This window comes from Streptoverticillium reticulum (assembly GCF_047456005.1).
GTDB lineage: Bacteria > Actinomycetota > Actinomycetes > Streptomycetales > Streptomycetaceae > Streptomyces > Streptomyces reticulum.
Genome location: NZ_CP179755.1, coordinates 8,119,740 through 8,142,146 on the forward strand (window position 1 = coordinate 8,119,740; position 22,407 = coordinate 8,142,146).

The following is a 22,407-nucleotide window of genomic DNA, read 5'->3' on the forward strand; positions in this document are numbered from 1 at the left end:
ATGGACAAGGAACAGAAGCTCCGCGACTACCTGAAGCGGGCGAGCGCCGATCTGCGGCGTTCCCGGCAGCGGGTGGGCGAACTGGAGGCTGCAGCCCGCGAGCCCATTGCGATCGTGGGCATGAGCTGCCGCTTCCCCGGGGGTGTGACGACCCCCGAGGAACTCTGGTCCATGCTCGTCGCGGGCGAGGACGGCATCACGGGGACCCCCGCCGACCGCGGCTGGGAGCTGCTGGCGGAGGACGCCGGCCGGTTCTCCGGCGGATTCCTGCACGACGCGGCCGAGTTCGACGCCGGATTCTTCGGGATCTCCCCGCGCGAGGCCCTGGCGATGGACCCCCAGCAGCGGGTGCTGCTGGAGTCCTCCTGGGAGGCCTTCGAGCGGGCCGGTATCGACCCGGCCGCGGTCCGGGGCACCCGGACGGGCGTCTTCGTCGGGGCCATGCCCCAGGAGTACCGGGTGGGCCCGGACGACGACGCCCAGGGCTTCACCCTGACGGGCACCGCCACCAGCGTCCTGTCGGGCCGGCTCTCCTACTTCTTCGGGGCCGTGGGCCCGGCGGTGACGGTCGACACCGCCTGCTCGTCGTCCCTGGTGGCCCTGCACCTGGCCGCCCACTCCCTGCGCCAGGGCGAGTGCTCCCTGGCGCTGGCCGCGGGCGTCACGGTGATGTCCGCACCCACGACCTTCGTGGAGTTCAGCCGCCAGGGCGGGCTGTCCGCCGACGGGCGCTGCCGCTCCTTCGCCGACTCCGCCGACGGCACCGGCTGGGCCGAGGGCGCGGGCGTGCTGGTCCTGGAACGGCTCTCGGAGGCCCGCCGCAACGGGCACGAGGTCCTGGCCGTCATCCGCGGCTCCGCCGTCAACCAGGACGGCGCCTCCAACGGCCTGACCGCCCCCAACGGCCCCTCCCAGCAACGGGTGATCGAGCAGGCGCTGGTCAACGCGCGGCTCTCGGCCGACGAGGTCGACGTCGTCGAGGCCCACGGCACGGCCACCACCCTGGGAGACCCGGTCGAGGCCCAGGCGCTGATCGCGACCTACGGCCGCAACCGCGCCGAGGACCACCCGCTGCTGCTGGGCTCCGTCAAGTCCAACCTCGGGCACACCCAGGCGGCGGCCGGCATGGCCGGCGTCATCAAGATGGTGCTGGCCATGCGGCACGGCATCCTGCCCCGCACGCTGCACGTCGACGCGCCGTCCTCGCACGTGGACTGGACGGCGGGCGCCGTGCGCCTGCTGACCGAGCAGACCCCGTGGCCGCAGGGCGCGGAGCCGCGCCGGGCGGGCATCTCCTCCTTCGGGCTCAGCGGCACCAACGCGCACACGATCATCGAGGAGGCCCCGGCCGAGCGGGCCCCCGAAGCCGCGGACGAGAACACGGACGAGGGCACCGGCGAGACGGCCGCCGTCGTCGCCGAGCCCATCGCCGCCGGGGCCGTCCCGTGGCTGGTCTCCGGCCGGACCCGGGAGGCCCTGCGCGCCCAGGCCGACCGGCTGCTGGACCTCCTCACCACCCGCCCCGACCTCGCCCCCGTGGACGTGGCCCACTCCCTGGCCACCGCCCGCTCCGGCTTCGAGCACCGCGCCGCGTTCACCACCGCCGACCGTGACCAGGCCCTCGCCGCGCTGACCGCGCTGGCCGCCGGCGAGGCGGCTCCGGGCGTGACCCAGGGCACCGTCCAGGGCCGCTCCAAGCTCGCCTTCCTCTTCGCGGGCCAGGGCTCCCAGCGGCCGGGCATGGGGCGTGAACTCCACGCCCGTTTCCCCGTCTTCGCCGCCGCGCTCGACGAGCTGCTCGCCCACTTCGACGAGGGCCTCGAACGGCCCCTGAAGGACGTGCTGTTCGCCGCCGAGGGCACGCCCGAGGCCGAGCTGCTCAACGAGACCGGCTACGCGCAGCCCGCCCTGTTCGCGATCGAGGTCGCGCTGTACCGGCTGGCCGAATCCCTCGGCATCAAGCCGGACTTCGTCACCGGACACTCCATCGGCGAGATCGCGGCCGCGCACGTGGCCGGGGTCTTCTCGGCCGCCGACGCCGCGGCCCTGGTGCTCGCACGCGGCCGGCTCATGCAGGCGCTGCCCGCCGGCGGCGTCATGGTCGCGCTGCAGGCGGCCGAGGACGAGGTCCTGCCCCTGCTCGAGAACCGGCAGGACCGGGTCTCCATCGCTGCGGTCAACGGACCCGACGCCGTCGTCGTCGCCGGTGCGGCGGACGATGTCGCCGCCGTCGCCGGGCACTTCACCGAGCTGGGCCGCAAGACCAGGCAGCTGCAGGTCTCGCACGCCTTCCACTCCCCGCTCATGGAACCCATGCTCGAGGAGTTCCGCACCGTCGTCTCCGGCCTCGCGCCGCAGGCACCCGTCCTCCCCGTCGTCTCCGGCCTGACCGGCACCCTCGCCACCGTCGAGCAGCTGACCTCCGCGGACTACTGGGCCGACCACGCCCGCCACGCCGTCCGGTTCGCCGACACCGTGTCCTGGCTGAGCGGCCACGGCGTGGGCACCTTCCTCGAACTGGGCCCCGATGGCGTCCTCTCCGCCATGGCCCAGGCCTGCCTCGACGACACCACCGAAGCCGCCCCCGCCACGCTCGCCGTGCTGCGGCCGGGCCGCCCCGAGGCCGAGACGCTCACCACCGCGCTGACCGACCTGCACCTGCGCGGCGTGGCCGTCCAGTGGAAGGCCTACTTCGACGGCACCGGCGCCCGCCGCACGGACCTGCCCACCTACGCCTTCCAGCACCGCCGTTACTGGGCCAAGGGCGTGGCCGCACAGGGCGGCGACGCCCGCGCGATGGGCCTGGGCGCCGCCCGCCACCCGCTGCTGGCCGCGGCCGTGTCGGTCGCCAACTCCGACGGCCTGCTGCTGACCGGCCGGCTGTCGCTGCGCACCCACCCCTGGCTGGCCGACCACGCCGTGCGCGGCACGGTCCTGCTCCCGGGCACCGCCTTCCTGGAACTGGCCGTCCGCGCCGGGGACGAGACCGGCTGCGACCGCATCGAGGAACTCACCCTCGCCGCGCCCCTGGTCCTGCCCGCCGAGGGCGGAGTGCAGGTGCAGGTGTGGGTCGGCAGCCCGGACGAGTCCGGCCGCCGCACCCTGAGCATCCACTCCCGCCCCGACGGGCCCGAGGAGCTCCCCTGGGCGCAGCACGCCGCCGGCACGCTCGTCGCCGGTGAGCACCGCGCCGCCTTCGATGCCGCCGTCTGGCCCCCCGCCGGTGCACAGCCGGTCGACCTCGACGGCTTCTACGACCGCATCGCCGAGGGCGGCTTCGGGTACGGCCCCCTGTTCCAGGGCCTGCGCGCGGCCTGGACCGCCGGTGACGACGTCTACGCCGAGGTGACGCTGCCGGAGACCGGCACCTCCGACACCGGTTCCTTCGGCATCCACCCGGCCCTGCTGGACGCCACGTTGCACGCCTCGGCCTTCGCCGGACTCGGCGAGGAGGCCCGCGGCGGCCTGCCCTTCTCGTGGCAGGACGTGTCCCTGCACGCGAGCGGGGCGACGACGGTCCGCGTGAAGCTGACCCGTACCGACGAGGACGCGGTGGCGATCGCCGTCGCCGACACCGAGGGCACCCTCGTGGCCTCCGTCGGCTCGCTCGTCCTGCGCGCGGTGCCGGACGAGCGGCTGGGCGCCGCCGCCTCCCTCGGCCGCGAGGCCCTGTTCGAGCTGCGCTGGACCCCGCTGGGCGACTCCGCCGGGACGCTGCCCTCGTCCGTGGCCGTCCTCGGCCACGACCTCTTCGGCCTCGCCGGGACGCCGGACCTCGCGGTCACGGCCCTGCCCGGTCTGGACGCCGACGCGGCCGAGGTGCCCGACGTCGTGCTCGCCCCCGTCGCCGGCACCACCGACGACGATCCGGTCGGCGCGGCGCACGCCCGCACCGCCGACGTCCTGGAGCAGCTCAAGTCCTGGCTGGAGAACGAGCGGTACGCCGCCTCCCGCCTGGTCTTCGTCACCCGCGGTGCGGTCACCGCCGACGGGCGGGAGACGCCGGACCCGGCGGCCGCCGCCGTCTGGGGCCTGGTGCGTGCCGCACAGGCCGAACACCCCGGCCGCTTCGGCCTGGTGGACCTCGGCCCCGACGGATCCGGCGCACCGCAGCTCGCCCGGGCCCTGGCCGCGGACGAGCCGCAGACCGCCCTCCGCGGCGACACCGTCCTCGCCGCCCGGCTCGCCCGCGCCCAGGCGCCGCAGGCCGACGCACAGTGGAACCCCGAGGGCACCGTGGTGCTCACCGGCGCCACCGGCGGCCTGGGCCGCGTGCTGGCCCGCCACCTGGTCGCCGAGCGCGGCGTGCGGCACCTGCTGCTCGTCAGCCGCCGGGGCGCCGCCGCCGAGGGCGCCGACGAACTCGTCGCCGAACTGGCCGGGCACGGCGCGCAGGTGACCGTCGAGGCCTGCGACCTCGCCGACCGCTCCGCCGTCGAGCGGCTGCTGGCCGCCGTACCCGCCGAGCACCCCGTCACCGCTGTCGTGCACAGCGCCGGCACGCTCGACGACGGCCTGATCGAGTCGCTCACCCCCGAGCGGATCAGCACGGTGCTGCGGCCCAAGGCCGACGCCGTGTGGCACCTCCACGAGGCCACCCGCGGGCTGGACCTGGCCGCCTTCGTCGTCTTCTCCTCCCTCTCCGGCACCGTCGGCGCCGCGGGCCAGGGCAACTACGCCGCCGCGAACGCCTTCATCGACGCCGTCGCCCGACTGCGCCGCGCCGCCGGGCTGCCGGGCCTCTCCCTGGGCTGGGGCCCGTGGGCGCCCACCGGCGGCATGACCGGCGGGCTGACCGGGGCAGACCTCGAGCGCCTGGAGCGCATGGGCACGCCCGCGCTCACCGAGGACCAGGGCGTCGCCCTCTTCGACGCCGCAATCGCCACCGAGGCCGGCGTCCTGCTGCCGGTCCGCCTCGACCTGTCCGTCCTGCGGGTCCAGGGCGAGGTGCCGGCGCTGATGCGCGGCCTCGTCCGCACCCCCGCCCGCCGCTCGGTGGTCGCCGGCTCGGAGACGGCCGTCAGCCTCGTCCAGCAGCTCTCCCGGCTGGAGGAGGCCGACCGCACCGAGGTCGTGCGCGACCTCGTGGCCGGCCAGGTGGCCGCCGTGCTCGGCCACTCCGGTGCCGCCGAGATCGACGCGCAACGCCCGTTCCGCGACCTGGGCTTCGACTCCCTGACCGCCGTGGAGCTGCGCAACCGGCTCCGCGCGGTCACCGGCCTGCGCACCGCCGCCACGGTCGTCTTCGACTACCCGACCGTCAGCGCCCTCGCCGCGCACGTCCTCGGCGAACTCATGGGCTCCGAGGCCGCCGTCACCGCGGCCGCCCCGCTCGCCGCCACCGACCAGGACCCCGTCGTCATCGTCGGCATGAGCTGCCGCTACCCCGGCGGCGTCGCCTCGCCCGAGGACCTGTGGCGCCTGGTCAGCGAGGGCACCGACGCCATCTCCGGCCTGCCCACCGACCGCGGCTGGGACCTGGAGGCGCTCTACGACCCGGACCCGGACCGCCTCGGCACCTCCTACTCCCGCTTCGGCGGATTCCTGCACGACGCACCCGAGTTCGACCCCGCGTTCTTCGGCATGAGCCCCCGCGAGGCCCTGGCCACCGACTCCCAGCAGCGCCTGCTGCTGGAGGCGTCCTGGGAGGCCATCGAGCGGGCCGGCATCGACCCGGTGTCCCTGCGCGGCAGCCGCACCGGCGTGTTCGCCGGCGTCATGTACAACGACTACGCACAGACGCTCGCCGGCGGGCAGTTCGAGGGCCACCAGGGCAGCGGCACCTCACCGAGCATCGCCTCCGGGCGCGTGTCCTACACCCTCGGCCTGGAGGGCCCCGCCGTCACCGTCGACACGGCGTGCTCGTCCTCGCTCGTCGCCATGCACTGGGCGATGCAGGCCCTGCGCACGGGGGAGTGCTCGCTGGCCCTGGCCGGCGGTGTCACCGTGATGTCGACGCCCGGCGCCCTCATCGAGTTCTCCCGGCAGCGCGGACTGTCCCAGGACGGCCGCTGCAAGGCCTTCTCCGACAGCGCCGACGGCGTCGGCTGGTCCGAGGGCGTGGGCGTCCTCGTCCTCGAACGGCTCTCCGACGCCCGCCGCAACGGGCACCGCATCCTGGCCGTCGTCCGCGGCTCCGCCGTCAACCAGGACGGCGCGTCCAACGGCCTGACCGCCCCCAACGGCCTGTCCCAGCAGCGCGTGATCCGGCAGGCCCTGGCCGGCGCCGGCCTGTCCGTCACGGACGTCGACGCCGTCGAGGCGCACGGCACCGGCACCACGCTCGGCGACCCGATCGAGGCCCAGGCCTTGCTGGCCACCTACGGCCAGGACCGCGACGCCGAACACCCGCTGCTGCTGGGCTCGGTGAAGTCCAACATCGGCCACACCCAGGCGGCGGCCGGCGTGGCCGGCGTCATCAAGATGGTCATGGCCATGGACAAGGGCGTGCTGCCCCGCACGCTGCACGCCGACGTGCCGTCCTCGCACGTGGAGTGGGACGCCGGAGCGGTGCGCCTGCTCGCCGAGGAGACCTCCTGGCCGCAGGCCGACCGGCCGCGCCGCGCCGGCGTCTCCGCCTTCGGCTTCAGCGGCACGAACGCGCACGTCGTCCTCGAAGCCGCCCCGGCCGAGCCCGGCCCGCGCGACGAGAACGACCAGCCCCGGCTCGTGCCGGCCGTCGTGCCGTGGGCCCTGTCCGGCAAGAGCCGGGCGGCGCTGCGGGACCAGGCCGCCCGCCTGCGCTCCTTCCTCGACGAGCGCCCCGGCTTCGACCCGGCCGGCATCGGCCTCTCCCTCGCCACCACCCGCTCGGCCTTCGACCAGCGGGCCGTCGTCACCGGCGACCGCGACGAACTGCTGCGCGCACTCGCCGCGCTGGCCGCCGACCGGCCGGACCCCGCGCTCACCGAGGGCGAGACCGGCGGCGCGGGCAGGCTCGCCGTGCTGTTCGCCGGACAGGGCAGCCAGCGCCCCGGAGCGGGCCGTGAACTCCACGCGCGCTTCCCGGCGTTCGCCGCCGCCTTCGACGAGGTGGCCGCCGCCTTCGACCCGCACCTGGACCGTCCCCTGAAGGACGTCCTCCTCGCACCGGCCGGCAGCCCCGAGGCGGAGCTGCTGGAGCGCACCGAGTGGACCCAGCCGGCCCTCTTCGCCGTCGAGGTCGCGCTCTACCGCCTGCTGCGCACCTGGGGGATCCGCCCCGACGTACTGCTCGGCCACTCCGTCGGCGAGATCGCCGCCGCCCACGTCGCAGGCGTCCTCTCGCTGCCGGACGCGGCCCGTCTGGTCGCCGCGCGGGCGCGGCTGATGCAGGCCCTGCCCGCCGCCGGCGCGATGATCTCCCTCCAGGCCACGGAGGAGGAAGTGGCCCCGCTGCTCGCAGGACGTGAGCAGGAGGTCTCCCTCGCCGCCGTCAACGGCCCCACCGCCGTCGTCGTCTCCGGTGACGAGGCCGCCGCCGAGGAGATCGCCGCCCACTTCGCCGCCCTGGGCCGCAAGACCAAGCGGCTGAGCGTCAGCCACGCCTTCCACTCGCCGCTCATGGACCCCATGCTCGACGAGTTCCGCGAGGTCGCCGCCGGCATCACCTACGCCGCACCGACCGTCACCGTCATCTCCGACCTCACCGGCCTTCCGGCCACCGACGAGGAGCTCCGCTCCGCGGACTACTGGGTCGCGCACGCGCGCGGCACGGTCCGCTTCGCCGACGGCATACGTGCCGCTCACGCACACGGTGCCGGCACCTTCCTCGAACTCGGCCCCGACAGCGTCCTGTCGGCCCCCGCCCAGGCCACCCTGGGCGACGGCACGGACGCGGACTTCGTCCCGCTGCTGCGCGCCGACCGCGGCGAGGAGCAGTCCGTCGCCACCGCCCTCGCCCGCCTGCACGTCCGCGGCACGGCCGTGGACTGGTCCGCGTACTTCGCCGGCACCGGCGCGCGCACCGTGGACCTGCCCACGTACGCCTTCCAGCACGAGCGCTACTGGCCCGAGGCCACCCCGGCCACCGGCCCGCAGGCCGCCGCCGACCCGGCGGACGCCGAGCTGTGGAGCGCCGTCGAGCGCGGCGACGCCGCTGGGCTCGCCGGGCTCCTCGGTCTGCGCGACGAGCAACACGCCTCCCTCTACGCACTGTTGCCCGCCCTGTCGTCGTGGCGTCAGCTGCGCCAGGAGAAGGCGCTGCTGGACTCCACCCGCTACCGCGTCGCCTGGCGCCCGGTCCGGGCAGCCGCCGCTCCCGTCCTGGACGGCACCTGGCTGGTCGTGACCGCCGAAGGGACCGACACCGACGAGATCCTGGACGCGCTGCGCGGCCACGGCGCCCAGTTCGAGACGCTCGTACTGGACGCCTCCTGCCGCGAACGCGCCCAACTCGCCGCCCGCCTCGAAGCGGTGAGCGACCCGGAGCGGACCTTCTCCGGTGTACTGTCCCTGCTGCCCCTCGCCGACGAACCCGGCCACCGGCCGGACGGCGAGCTGCCGGCCGGGCTCGCTCTGAGCATCGTCCTGATCCAGGCGCTCGCCGACACCCATCTCGCCGCCCCCGTATGGGCCCTGACCCGCGGCGCGGTCACCACCGGCGCCGCCGACCCGCTCACCAACCCCCTCCAGGCAGCGGTCTGGGGCCTGGGCCGCGTCGCCGCCCTGGAACACCCGCAGCTGTGGAGCGGCCTGATCGACCTGCCGCCCGTCCTCGACGCGCCCGCCACCCAGCAGCTCGTCAGCCTCCTCGCCACCCGCGGCGGCGAGGACCAGGTCGCGATCCGCGCGGGCGGTGCACTCGGCCGGCGCCTCGTGGGCCACCCGCTCGCCGAACTGCCCACGGCCGACGCCTTCACCGCGCGCGGCACCGTGCTCGTCACCGGCGGCACCGGAGCCCTCGGCGCCGAGGTCGCCCGCTGGCTCGCCCGCAGCGGCGCCGAGCACCTCGTCCTCACCAGCCGCCGCGGCCCCGACGCCCCCGGCGCCGCCGAACTGGCCGCCGAACTCCGGGAGCTGGGCGCCCAGGTCACCGTCGCCGCCTGCGACACCGCCGACCGCGACGCGCTCGCCGCGCTGCTGGCCTCCGTGCCGGACGAGCACCCGCTGACCGGCGTCGTGCACGCGGCAGGCGTCGGCCAGGCGGCCGCTCTCAGCGAGACCCCGCTGGACGCCGCCGCGGACGCCATGGCCGCGAAGATGCTCGGCGCGGCCCACCTCGACGCCCTCCTCGACGGCCACGACCTCGACTTCTTCGTCCTGGTCTCCTCGATCGCCGGCGTGTGGGGCAGCGCCGGACAGAGCGCCTACGGCGCCGCCAACGCCTACCTCGACGCCCTCGCCGAACACCGGCGGGCCCGCGGCCTGACCGCGACCTCGGTGGCCTGGGGCCCCTGGGGCGAGCTCGGCATGGCCACCCACGAGGCCGTCGCCGACCAGCTGCTGCGGACGGGGCTGCGCTTCCTCGCCCCCGCCACCGCCATCGCCGAACTGCGCCGCGCGGTCGTCCAGCAGGACGTCACCGTCACGGTCGCCGACATCGACTGGGACCGCTACCACCCCGTCTTCACCTCCTCGCGCCCCAGCGTCCTCTTCGACGAACTGCCCGGCGTACGCGCCCTGGAGCAGGCCGGCGGCGAGAGCGCCGTACCGGAGTTCGCCGCGCGCCTGCAGGGCCTCGGCGAGGACGAGCAGGAGCGCCTGCTCGCCGACCTGGTGCGCGCCGAGGCGGCCGTCGTCCTCGGCCACACCTCCGCCGACGGCATCGCCGAGCGGCGGGCCTTCCGCGAGGCCGGCTTCGACTCGCTGACCGCCGTGGAACTGCGCAAGCGGCTGGCCGCGCTCACCGGCCTGGCCCTGCCCGCCACGCTGGTCTTCGACTACCCGACCCCCGCCGCCCTCGCGCGCCACCTGCGCGCCGAACTCCTGGGCAGCGGCGCCGAGTCGGCGCAGGCTGTGGCCGTACCCTCGGCGGGCGGCTTCGACGAGCCCATCGCCATCATCGGCATGAGCTGCCGCTACCCCGGCGGCGTCCGCTCCCCGGAGCAGCTCTGGGAGCTCGTCTCCGACGGCGTCGACGCCATCTCCGACTTCCCCGTCAACCGCGGCTGGGCCACCGACGGCCTGTACCACCCGGACCCGGACAACCCCGGCACCACGTACTCCACCCAGGGTGGATTCCTGCACGACGCGGGCGAGTTCGACGCCGGCTTCTTCGGCATCTCGCCGCGCGAGGCCCTCTCGATGGACCCCCAGCAGCGGCTGCTGCTGGAGACCACCTGGGAGGCCTTCGAGCAGGCCGGAATCGACCCCGCAACGGTCCACTCCACCGCCACCGGGACCTTCATCGGCTCCACCTACCAGGAGTACGGGCTCGGCGTCGACGACCCCTCCGCCGGCCACCTGGTGACCGGCACCAGCCCCAGCGTGCTCTCCGGGCGCCTGGCCTACCTCTTCGGCCTCGAAGGACCGGCCGTCACCGTCGACACCGCCTGCTCCTCGTCCCTGGTCGCCATGCACCTGGCCTGCCAGTCGCTGCGCAACGGCGAGAGCTCGCTGGCCCTGGCCGGCGGCGCGACCGTGATGACCAACCCCAGCTCCTTCGTCGCCTTCAGCCGCCAGCGGGCCCTCGCGGGCGACGGCCGCTGCAAGGCGTTCGCCGAGGGCGCCGACGGCATGACGCTCGCCGAGGGCGTCGGCATCCTCGTCCTGGAGCGGCTCTCCGACGCGCAGCGCAACGGGCACGAGGTCCTCGCCGTCGTGCGCGGCTCGGCCATCAACCAGGACGGCGCCTCCAACGGCCTGTCCGCACCCAACGGCCCGTCCCAGCAGCGCGTCATCCGCCAGGCCCTCGCCGACTCCGGGCTGACCCCGGCGGACATCGACGCCGTCGAGGCGCACGGCACCGGCACCGCCCTCGGCGACCCCATCGAGGCCCAGGCCCTGCTGGCCACCTACGGCCAGGGCCGCGACCCCGAACGGCCGCTGCTGCTGGGCTCGGTGAAGTCCAACATCGGCCACGCCCAGTCGGCCTCCGGCGTCGCCAGCGTCATCAAGATGGTCATGGCGCTGCGCAACGGCGAACTGCCGCGCACCCTGCACGCCGACACCCCCTCCAGCCACGTGGACTGGAGCTCCGGCGCGGTCTCGCTGCTGACCGACCGCACCGACTGGCCCGAGGGCGAGCGCCTGCGCCGCTGCGCGGTCTCCTCCTTCGGCATCAGCGGAACCAACGCCCACACCGTCCTCGAAGAGGCCCCCCGGCCTCAGGAGGCGGCCCCCGCGCCGGAGACCGAGCCGGTGCCCCCGGCCGGCGGCGCCATCCCCTGGGTGCTGTCCGCACGGACCCCGGGCGCCCTGCGCGCCCAGGCCGCGAACCTCGCGGCCCGCCTCGACGGCGAGCAGTCGCCGAGCGCCCTCGACACCGGCCACAGCCTGGTGACCTCGCGCGCCCTCTTCGATCACCGCGCCGTCGTCGTCGGCACCGGCGGCGAGGAGCAGGCGGCAGCGCTGCGGGCCCTCGGCGAGGGGCAGTCGGCCCCGGGCATCGTCCAGGGCGCCGCCGACACCGACGGCAGGACCGTGTTCGTCTTCCCCGGCCAGGGCTCCCAGTGGGCCGGCATGGGGGCGCGGCTGCTGGAGGAGTCCCCGGTCTTCGCCGAGCGCCTGCGCGAATGCGCGGTCGCCCTCTCGGAGTTCACCGACTGGTCGCTGCTCGACGTCCTGCGCCAGGTCGAGGGTGCACCCACCCTGGACCGCGTCGACGTCGTCCAGCCCGCCTCGTTCGCCGTCATGGTCTCGCTGGCCGAACTGTGGCGCTCCCACGGCATCACGCCCGACGCCGTCGTCGGCCACTCGCAGGGCGAGATCGCCGCGGCCGCCGTCTCCGGCGCCCTGTCGCTGGAGGACGCCGCCCGCGTCGTCGCGCTGCGCAGCCAGGCCATCGCCCGCGTACTGGCCGGATCCGGCGGCATGATGTCGGTCCCGCTGCCCGTGGCCGAGGTCGAGGAGCGCGTCGCCGCGTACGAGGGCCTGTCCGTCGCCGCCGTCAACGGCCCCCGCTCCGTGGTCGTCTCGGGCGCCACCGAGCCGCTGGAGGCCCTCCTGGCCGAGCTGACGGCCCAGGAGGTCCGCGTCCGGCGCATCGCCGTCGACTACGCCTCGCACTCCGCACAGGTGGAGCTGCTGCGCGACGAACTGCGCAGCGTCCTCGCACCGGTCCGCCCGCGGCCCGCGCAGGTGCCCTTCTTCTCCACCGTCACCGGCGACTGGCTGGACACCACCGGCCTCGACGCCGACTACTGGTACACCAACCTCCGCGGAACCGTCCGCTTCGAGCCCGCCGTGCGCGAACTCCTCGCGCAGAACCACCGCTTCTTCATCGAGGTCAGCTCCCACCCCGTGCTCGCCGTGGGCATCCAGGAGACGGCCGAGTCGGCGGAGGCCCGGGCCGCGGTGCTCGGCACGCTCCGGCGCGACGCCGGCGGCACCGACCGCTTCCTGACCTCGCTCGCCGAGGCCTTCGTCCGGGGCGCGCACGCCGACTGGTCCCGCGTCTTCGCCGGCACCGGCGCCCGCCGGGTGCCGCTGCCCACCTACGCCTTCCAGCGCGAATACCTGTGGGCCATCCCCGCCGCGGCACAGGACCGCCATGAAACGGACCCCGCGGACGCGGAGTTCTGGACCGCGGTCGAGGAGGAGGACGTCGACTCCCTCGCCTCCAGCCTGCACCTGGACCGCACCTCCCTGGCCCCGGTGCTCCCGGCGCTGTCGCACTGGCGCAAGCGCCGCCGCGACCTGTCGACCGTGGACTCCTGGCGCTACCACGCCACATGGAAGCCGCTGACCGGCCTGCCCGCCGCGGCCCTGACGGGCACCTGGCTCGTCGTCACCGCCGAGGGCATCGCCGCCGACGACGTCACGGACGCCCTCGCCGCCCACGGCGCCGTCCCGCACACGCTCGTCCTGGACGACGCCTGCACGGACCGCACGGAACTGGCCGCGCGGCTGACCGCGCTCGACGGCCTGGAGGACCTCACGGGAGTGGTGTCCCTGCTGGCCGCGGCCGAGGAGCAGAACGCGGAGCACCCGGCGCTCACCACCGGGCTCGCCCTGACCGTCTCGCTCGTCCAGGCACTGGGCGACACCGGCATCGACGCACCCCTGTGGTGCCTGACCCGCGGCGCGGTCTCCACCGGCCGCGCGGACAAGCTGACCCGGCCCGCCCAGGCCCAGATCCACGGCCTCGGCTGGACGGCAGCCCTCGAACACCCGCAGCGCTGGGGCGGCGTCGTCGACCTGCCCGAAACGCTCGACCGGCGCGCCGCCGAGCGCCTGGCCGCCGTCCTCACCGGCCGCACCGGCGAGGACCAGATCGCCGTCCGCGCCTCGGGCGTCCACATCCGCCGCATCGTGCGCGCCGCCTCCGCGGACGCCGCCCCGGCCCGCCCCTGGTCGCCCCGCGGCACCACCCTCGTCACCGGCGGCACCGGCACCCTGGCCCCGCACCTGGCCCGCTGGCTCGCCGGCCAGGGCGCCGAGCACATCGTGCTGACCAGCCGCCGCGGCCCGGCGGCACCGGGCGCGGCGGAACTCGTCCAGGAACTCGCCGAGCTGGGCTGCGAAGCCACCTACGTCGCCTGCGACCTGACCGACCGCGACGCGGTCGCGGACATGCTCCAGGCCCTCAAGGACGACGGCCGCACCGTCCGTACGGTCGTGCACACCGCCGTCACCATCGAGCTCGCCCCGCTCGCCGAGACGACCCTCGACGGCTTCGCCAACGTCGTCGACGCCAAGGTCACCGGCGCCCGGCACCTCGACGAACTCCTCGACGACGACGAGCTCGACGCCTTCGTCCTGTACTCCTCCGCCGCGGGCATGTGGGGCAGCGGGGCGCACGCCGCCTACGTCGCCGGCAACGCCTACCTCAACGCCCTCGCCGAGCACCGCCGTGCCCGGGGCGCCCGCGCCACGGCCGTCTCCTGGGGCATCTGGGCCGACGACCTGAAGCTCGGCCGCGTCGACCCCGGCCAGATCCGCCGCAGCGGACTCGTCTTCATGGACCCCCAACTGGCCCTCACCGGGCTGCGGCAGGCCCTCGACGCCGACGAGACGGTGCTCGCCATCGCCGACGTGGACTGGGAGCGTTACCACCCGGTCTTCACCTCCGCACGGCCCGCCCCCCTCTTCGCGGACCTGCCCGAGGTCCGGCAGCTGGAGGAGGAGACCGCCGAAGTCCACACCTCCGGAAGCGAGTTCGCCTCCCGGCTCCTCGGACTGGCCCCGGCCGAGCAGGACCGTCTCCTGCTGGACCTGGTGCGCACCGAGGCGGCCACCGCGCTCGGCCACGCCTCCCCGGACGTGCTGTCCGAGGAACGGGCCTTCCGCGACGTGGGCTTCGACTCGCTGACCGCCGTCGACCTGCGCAACCGGATCGCCGCCGTCACCGGGCTCGCCCTGCCGAGCACCATGGTCTTCGACTACCCCAACCCGCTCGCGCTCGTCGCCCACCTGCGCGACGCGCTCGCCGGCACCGGCACCGGGGCAGCCGTCGCGGTGCACGCCGCCACGGCCCCCGCCGACGACGAGCCCATCGCCATCATCGGCATGAGCTGCCGCTACCCGGGCGGCATCGCCTCCCCGGAGGACCTGTGGCGGATCGTCGCCGAGGGCGGCGACGTCACCGGCGAGTGGCCCACCGACCGCGGCTGGGACACCGAGGGCCTCTACGACCCCGACCCCGACCGGCCGGGCCGCACCTACTCGACCCGGGGCGGCTTCCTCCACGACGCCGCCGACTTCGACGCCTCCTTCTTCGGCATCTCGCCCCGCGAGGCGCTGGCCATGGACCCCCAGCAGCGCCTGCTGCTGGAGACCTCCTGGGAGGCGATGGAGCGCGCCGGCATCGACCCCGCCGCCCTGCGCGGCAGCAGCACCGGCACCTTCATCGGCGCCAGCTACCAGGACTACGCCGCCAACGCCGCGACCCCGGCGGGCAGCGAGGGACACGCCATCACCGGCACCATCTCCAGCGTCCTGTCCGGCCGCCTGTCCTACACCTACGGCTTCGAGGGCCCGGCCGTCTCGCTCGACACCGCCTGCTCCTCCTCCCTCGTCGCCCTGCACCTGGCCTGCCAGTCCCTGCGCAACGGCGAGAGCTCCCTCGCCCTCGCCGGCGGCGTCAGCATCATGTCCACGCCGTTCCCGTTCATCGGCTTCAGCCAGCAGCGGGCGATGGCGGCCGACGGCCGCTGCAAGGCCTACTCCGAAGCCGCCGACGGCATGAGCCTGGCCGAGGGCGTCGGCCTCGTCCTCGTCGAGCGGCTCTCCGACGCCCTGCGCAACGGGCACGAGGTCCTGGCCGTGATCCGCGGCTCCGCCGTCAACCAGGACGGCGCCTCCAACGGCCTGACCGCCCCCAACGGCCCGTCCCAGCAGCGCGTCATCCGCCAGGCCCTCGCCAACGCCGGCGTGACCGGCGCCGAGGTCGACGTCGTCGACGGACACGGCACCGGCACCGCCCTCGGCGACCCGATCGAGGCGCAGGCCCTGCTGGCCACCTACGGCCAGGGCCGCGACCCCGAACACCCGCTGCTGCTCGGCTCGGTGAAGTCCAACATCGGCCACACCCAGATGGCGTCCGGCGTCGCCAGCATCATCAAGATGGTCATGGCCCTGCGCCACGAGGCCGTCCCGCAGAGTCTGCACATCGACCAGCCCTCCACGCACGTCGACTGGAGCTCCGGCGCCATCCGCCTGCTCACCGAGCCGACGGCCTGGCCGGAGACCGGACACCCGCGCCGCGCGGCCGTCTCCTCCTTCGGACTCAGCGGCACCAACGTCCACACCGTCCTCGAACAGGCCCCGGAACAGCGGGCCGTGACGGACGGGACGGACCCGGCCGAGGCCCCGGCCCGCCCGGCCGGAGCCGTGGCCCTGACCCTGTCCGGCCACACCGAAGCAGGCCTGCGCGCCCAGGCCGGCCGGCTCCTGACCCACCTCGCCGGCCACCCCGAACTGCCGCTCACCGACCTCGCGTTCTCCCTCGCCACCTCCCGGGCGGCCCTGGAGCACCGCGCGGCCGTCGTCACCGAGGGCACCGACGATCAGGAAGCGCTCACCCGCGCCCTGACCGCCCTGCGCGACGGAACCCCCGACGGCAGCCTGCTCACCGGCCGCCGCGGCCGCGGCCGCCTGGCCTTCCTCTTCACCGGCCAGGGCAGCCAGCGCCCCGGGATGGGACGCGAACTCTACGAACGCCACCCCGTCTACGCCGAGGCACTGGACGCCGTACTCGCCCGCTTCGACCGCGAACTCGACCGCCCGCTGCGCGACATCCTCTTCGCCGCACCGGACACCCCCGAGGCCGCACTGCTCGACGACACCGGCTACACCCAGCCGGCCCTCTTCGCCCTCGAAGTGGCCCTGTTCCGGCTCGCCGAGTCCTGGGGCCTGCGCCCCGACTACGTCGCCGGACACTCCATCGGCGAGTTCGCCGCCGCGCACGCGGCCGGAGTCCTCTCCCTCGACGACGCCTGCACCCTCGTCGCGGCACGCGGCCGCCTGATGGCCGCCCTGCCCGCAGGCGGCGCCATGGCCGCCGTCGAGGCGGCCGAGGACGAAGTGCTGCCCCTGCTCGCCGAGTACGACGGACGCGTCTCCGTCGCCGCCCTCAACACCCCGACGTCCCTGGTCGTCGCGGGCGACGAGGACGCGGTGCTCGCCGTCGCGGCCCGCTTCGAGGAGCAGGGCCGGCGCACCCGGCGACTGCGCGTCAGCCACGCCTTCCACTCGCCCCACATGGACGCGATGCTGGAGGACTTCGCCCGCGTCGCCGCCGGCGTCACCTACCACGCGCCCACGCTGCCGCTGGTGTCCACCGTCACCGGCGAACTCGCCCCGGCCGACGTGCTCTGCTCGCCGGAGTACTGGACCGGGCAGGTCCGCGCCACCGTCCGCTTCGCCGACGCCGTGCGCCGGCTCACCGAGTCCGGCGTGAGCACCTTCTTCGAACTCGGCCCGGACGCCGTGCTCTCCGGCGCCGTCCGCGCGACCGTCGACGAGGACGGAGGCGCCGCCGCGATCCCGGCCCTGCGCCGCAACCACCCCGAGGACCCGGCCCTCACCACCGCCCTCGCCCGGCTCCACGTGCACGGCGTACGGGTCGACTGGACCGCCGTGTTCGCCGGTACCGGCGCCCGCCGCACCGAGCTGCCGACCTACCCCTTCCAGCGCGAGCGCTACTGGCCGGAGGCCGTCGAGGCGGCCCCTGCCGTGGCGGGCCCCGCGGACGAGGCGGACGCCGAGTTCTGGTCGGCCGTCGAGCGCGCGGACCTCTCCACCCTGGGCAACTCCCTGGAGCTGGACGACGACACCCTCACCACCGTCGTGCCGGCCCTGGCCTCCTGGCGCCGCAAGCGCCGGGAACACTCCACCGTCGACGGCTGGCGCTACCGGGTCGCCTGGAAGCCCCTGACCGGCACGGCCGCCTCCGGCCCGGCCACCCCGACCGGCACCTGGCTGGTGCTCGCACCGGCCGGCGCCGCCGACCGGGCATGGTCCGACACCGTCACCGACGCCCTCGCCACCGACACCGTCCGCATCGAGGTCGCCGCCGCGGAGCGCGAGGCCCTCACCGGCCGCCTGCGCGAACTCGCCGAGGAAGGACACCGGTTCACCGGCGTCCTGTCCCTGCTCGCACTGGACGACGAGGACGGGGACGGCACGCCCGGCGTCCCCGCCGGCCTGCTGCTGACGGCAACGGCCGTGCAGGCCCTGGGCGACGCCGGCATCGAGGCGCCCCTGTGGTGCGTGACCCGCACCGCGGTGGCCGTCGGCCGCTCCGAGCAGCTCGCCCGGCCGGCCCAGGCCGCCGTCTGGGGCCTGGGCAGGGTCGTCGCACTGGAACACCCGGAGCGCTGGGGCGGTCTCGTCGACCTCCCCGACGAGCTCGCCGACACCACCCTGCGCCGACTGGCCACCGCGCTCGCCGGACGCGACGGCGAGGACCAGCTCGCCGTGCGCGCCACCGCGACGTTCGCCCGCCGCCTGGCGCACCACCCCCTCGGGGAGGCCCCCGCGCCCGACGGGTTCCGGCCCGCCGGCACGGTGCTCGTCACCGGCGGCACCGGGGCCCTGGGCGGCCACGTCGCCCGCTGGCTCGCCGCACGCGGCGCCGAGCACCTGCTGCTGGTCAGCCGGCGCGGCGCCGACGCACCGGGAGCCGCGGAACTGCGCGCAGAACTGGAGGAGTCGGGCACCCGCGTGACCCTCGCCGCCTGCGACACCGCCGACCGCGACGCGCTCGCCGCCGTCCTGGCCGCGGTCCCCGAGGAGCACCCGCTCACCGCGGTGTTCCACACCGCGGGCACCGTCGACGACGGCGTCGTCGACACCCTCACCCCCGAGAAGTTCACCGCCGTCCTGCACGCCAAGGTCACCGCCACGCGCGCCCTGCACGAGGCGACCCGCGGCCACGACCTGACCGCCTTCGTGCTCTTCTCCTCCGTCGCGGGCACCCTCGGCGCCCCCGGCCAGGGCAACTACGCCGCCGCCAACGCATTCCTCGACGCCTTCGCCGAGCACCGCCGCGCGGCGGGCCTGCCCGCGACCTCCCTCGCCTGGGGCCCCTGGGCCGAGAGCGGCATGGCCGTCGACGCCACCGGTGTCGAAAGCCGCGTCCGCCGCGGGGGCTTCGCCCCCATGGCGCCCGACAGGGCCCTCGCCGCGATGGGACGGGCCATCGAGCACGACGCCACGGTCCTGACCCTCGCCGACATCGACTGGGCACGCTACGCGGAGGCCTTCACCGCACTGCGCCCCAACCCCGCCGTCGGCGACCTGCCCGAACTGCGCCGCACCGGCTCCACGGAGCAGGCCGGGGCACCGGACGCGGGCCTGCGGGAACCGGCGCTGCGCCGGCAGCTCGCCGGGCTGAACGCCTCCGCACGCCCCCGGTTCGTCCTGGACCTCCTGCGCGGACACGTGGCCGCGGTCCTCGGGCACTCCGGCGCCGAGACCATCGGTGCCGACCAGGCCTTCAGCAACCTCGGCTTCGACTCGCTGACCATCGTCGAACTGCGCAACGCCCTGACGGCCACGACCGGGCTCAAGCTGCCCCCGACGCTCGTCTACGACTACCCGACCCCGCACGCCCTCGCCGACTTCCTGCTGGCCGAACTCCTCGACACCCTGCCCGACGACGCCGACCGGGCCGCCCCGGCCCCGGCCGGCCGGGCGGCGGACGACGACCCGATCGCCATCGTCGGCATGAACTGCCGCTTCCCCGGCGGCATCCGGTCGCCCGAGGACCTCTGGCAGCTGCTGGTCCGCGGCGAGGACGCGATCTCCGGATTCCCCGCCGACCGCGGCTGGGACCTCGACGGGCTCGCCCGAGGAGCCTCCGCCACCGTCGAGGGCGGATTCCTCGAAGGCGTCGGCCTGTTCGACGCCGGCTTCTTCGGCATCTCGCCGCGCGAGGCCCTCGCCATGGACCCCCAGCAGCGCCTGCTGCTGGAGACCTCCTGGGAGGTCTTCGAGCGCGCCGGAATCGACGCGACCACCCTGCGCGGCAGCCGCACCGGCGTCTTCGTCGGCACCAACGGCCAGGACTACGTCACCCTCCTGCGCCAGGGCACCGCCGACGTCCGCGGCCACGTCGCCACCGGAATCTCCGCCAGCGTCATGTCCGGCCGGCTCTCCTACGCCTTCGGCTTCGAGGGCCCGGCCGTCACCGTCGACACCGCCTGCTCGTCCTCGCTCGTCGCCCTGCACATGGCCGCACAGTCCCTGCGCAGCGGCGAGTGCACCCTCGCCCTGGCCGGCGGCGTCTCGGTCATGTCCAGCCCCGACGCCTTCACCGAGTTCACGGTCCAGGGCGGGCTGGCCCCCGACGGCCGCTGCAAGGCCTTCGCCGACGCGGCCGACGGCACGAGCTGGTCCGAGGGCGTGGGCGTGCTCGTCCTGGAGCGCCTCTCCGACGCCCGCCGCAACGGCCACGACGTCTGGGGCATCGTCCGCGGCACCGCCGTCAACCAGGACGGCGCCTCGAACGGCCTGACCGCCCCCAACGGGCGGGCGCAGCAGCGGGTCATCCGCCGGGCCCTCACCGACGCCGACCTCGGCCCCGCCGACGTCGACGTCGTCGAGGCGCACGGCACCGGCACCCGGCTCGGCGACCCCATCGAGGCCCAGGCCCTCATCGCCGCCTACGGCAAGGAGCGGCAACTCCCGCTGCTCCTCGGAGCGGTCAAGTCGAACCTGGGCCACACCCAGGCCGCCGCCGGTGTCGCCGGCATCATCAAGATGGTCCTGGCGATGCGCCACGGCGCACTGCCCAAGACCCTCCACGTGGACGCCCCGACCGCACACGTCGACTGGTCGGACGGCGCCGTCTCGCTCATCACGGAGCAGCAGGCGTGGCCGGAGACCGGGCACGCCCGCCGGGCCGGCGTCTCCGCCTTCGGCGTCAGCGGCACCAACGCCCACGTCATCCTCGAGCAGGCACCGGCGGCCGAGCCCGTCGCGGACGAGCCCGCCACGGTGCCGGGCCTGGCGCCCTGGCCGGTGTCGGGCAAGTCCGAGGCCGCGCTGACGGCACAGCTGGAGCAGCTCTCCGCACTGTCCGGCCGCTCGTCGGCCGACGTGGGGTACTCCCTGGCCACCGGCAGGGCCGCGTTCGCCCACCGTGCGGTACTGCTGGCCGACGGCGAGCAGATGACCGAACTCGCCCGCGGCACCGCCCCGGAGGTCGCCGGCAAGCTCGCCGTGCTCTTCTCGGGCCAGGGTTCGCAGCGCGTGGGGATGGGCCGGGAACTGTACGGCCGCTTCCCGGTGTTCGCCGAGGCCCTCGACGCGGTGGCGGCCCACTTCGACGCCGAACTGGAACGCCCGCTGCACGCCGTGATGTCCGGCGACGCGGACGGCCTGGACGAGACGGGCTTCACCCAGCCCGCCCTGTTCGCGGTCGAGGTGGCGCTGTTCCGGCTGGTGGAGTCGTGGGGGATTCGCCCGGACTTCGTTGCGGGGCATTCGATCGGTGAGATTGCTGCGGCGCATGTGGCCGGGGTGTTCTCGCTGGAGGATGCGTGTGCTCTGGTGGCGGCGCGTGCGCGGCTGATGAACGCCCTGCCCGCGGGTGGTGCGATGGTGGCGGTCCAGGCTGCCGAGGACGAGGTGTCCGGCCGGCTGGTCGACGGTGTGTCGATCGCGGCGGTCAACGGCCCGCAGGCCGTGGTGATTGCCGGTGACGAGGCGGCAGTGCTGCGCGTTGCGGAGGAGCTGGCGGCCGGGGGGTGTAAGACGCAGCGCCTGTCGGTGAGTCACGCGTTCCATTCGTCGCTGATGGAGCCGATGCTGGCGGACTTCCGCCGGGTCGTCGAGGGTCTGTCCTTCGGTGCTCCGCAGATCCCGGTCGTGTCGAATGTGACGGGTGAGCTCGCTCCCGCTGAGCTGCTGTGCTCGGCGGAGTACTGGGTGAGGCATGTGCGGGAGACCGTGCGGTTCGCCGACGGGGTCCGCGCCCTGGAGGCCGAAGGCGCCTCCGTCTTCCTGGAGTTGGGCCCGGATGGTGTGCTGACGGCAATGGCCCAGCACAGCCTGGACGGCACCGCCGTGGCCGTGTCCGCCCTGCGCAAGGACCGTTCCGAGGAAACCGCCCTGCTCACCGCCCTCGCGCGGCTCCACGTCGCGGGAGTCGAGGTGGACTGGGCCGGATTCTTCACCGGCACCGGCGCCCGCCGTACCGACCTGCCCACCTACCCCTTCCAGCAGGAGTGGTTCTGGCCCGAGGCCGCGCCCGCAGGGCACGGCCAGGCCGGTTCGGACGACACCGTGGACGCCGAGTTCTGGGCCGCGGTGGAGCGCGAGGACCTCGAGTCGCTGTCGGCCGATCTCGACCTGGACGACGCCGCGTTGTCGGCCCTCGTGCCCGCCCTGTCCACCTGGCGCCGCAAGCGCGCCGAGCGCTCGACCGTCGACGGCTGGCGCTACCACGTGACGTGGAAGCCGCTCACCGGGACCGCGTCGGGCACCCTCACCGGACCGTGGCTGGCGCTCGTCCCGGCAGGAACCGCCGACGACGAGTGGACGGCCGCCGTGGTCGCCGCTCTCGGCGACGACGCCGTCCGCGTCGAGGTGTCCGCCACCGACCGGGCCGCACTGACCGGACGCCTTGCCGAACTCGCCGCCGGGGGAACCGGGTTCGCCGGGGTCGTCTCGCTGCTCGCAGTCGCAGGCCCGGCACGGCTGGACGAGACGGTGCAGGCGCTGGCGGATGCCGGTGTCGACGCCCCGCTGTGGTGCGTCACCCGCGGCGCCGTGTCCGTGGGCCGCTCGGAAACCGAGGTCGACACCGCCCAGGCCACGGTCTGGGGGCTCGGCCGGGTGGCGGCCCTGGAGCACCCGGGGCGCTGGGGCGGCCTCGTC

General features: G+C 75.3%; 1 protein-coding gene (cut by a window edge). It reads left to right on the forward strand.

Annotated elements, in window-relative coordinates; genetic code table 11:
* Positions 1-22,407: the 5' portion of a type I polyketide synthase gene (locus ACMATS_RS36940; RefSeq protein WP_414170517.1), read on the forward strand. 6,051 nt of this gene lie beyond the right edge of the window; only the first 22,407 of its 28,458 coding nucleotides appear in the window; its start codon is at positions 1-3; its stop codon lies off the right edge, out of view.